Raw genomic sequence first — 1,157 nt, forward strand, 5'->3', positions numbered from 1 at the left:
GACCTGACCAATGTGACGGTAACCGATCCTTTGACAGGACTGACAGAGAATGTGGGAGACCTGGCCGCCAATGCGGAAGTTGAGTTCACCACCACTTATATTGTCACCGCAGCCGACATTACCAACGGCAGCATCACCAACACGGCCACTGCCGAAGGCGTTGATCCGAACGGAGACACCGTCGAAGGTGCGGACAGCATCACGATAACCCTTGAGGGAATCGTGGACGGCGGCAGCATCGAGGTGACCAAGACCGCGAATGTAAGCAACTACGCAGAGGAGGGAGACGAGATTGTCTACACGATCACGGTAAGGAACAACGGTACGGTGGATCTGACCGATGTGACGGTGACCGATCCATTGACCGGACTGGATGTGACCATCGCCACCCTTCCTGCAAACAGTGAAGAGGTTTATACAGAGACTTATATTGTCACCGCAGCTGACATCACCAACGGCAGCATCACCAACACGGCAAGTGCCGAGGGCACCGATCCGAACGGAGATACTATTGAAGGCACCGACAGCATAACGGTAACCCTTGAGGGCATCGTGGACGGTGGCAGCATCGAGGTGACCAAGACCGCCAATGTATCCAACTACGCTGAGGAGGGAGACGAGATCGTCTACACCATCACGGTGAGAAACAACGGTACGGTAGATCTGACCGATGTAACGGTAACCGATCCTTTGACAGGCCTTGACACTACAATTCCGACCCTGGCAGCGAACAGCGAGCAGGTATTTACGGAGACTTATATTGTCACCGCAGCTGACATCACCAACGGCAGCATCACCAACACGGCCACTGCCGAGGGCACAGATCCGAATGGAGACACCATCGAAGGAGCTGACAGCATCACGGTAACCCTTGAGGGCATCGTGGAAGGCGGCAGCATTGAGGTGACCAAGACCGCGGATGTAAGCAACTATGCAGAGGAGGGAGACGAGATCGTCTACACCATCACGGTAAGGAACAACGGAACGGTAGATCTGACCGATGTGACGGTAACCGATCCGTTGACCGGACTGACAGAGAATGTGGGAGACCTGGCCGCCAATGCGGAGGTTGAGTTCACCACCACTTATATTGTAACCGCAGCTGACATCACCAACGGCAGCATCACCAACACGGCAAGTGCCGAGGGCACCGATCC

At 55.1% G+C, this 1,157-nt stretch carries 1 protein-coding gene; it reads left to right on the top strand.

Features of this window, described 5'->3' with window-relative positions; genetic code table 11:
* On the top strand, positions 1-1,157 hold a 1,157-nt coding region (locus H1A14_RS23035), incomplete at both ends, for a DUF7507 domain-containing protein (RefSeq protein ID WP_194778668.1).

The organism is Pararhodonellum marinum (assembly GCF_015354735.1).
GTDB classification, from domain to species: Bacteria; Bacteroidota; Bacteroidia; order Cytophagales; family Cyclobacteriaceae; genus Pararhodonellum; species Pararhodonellum marinum.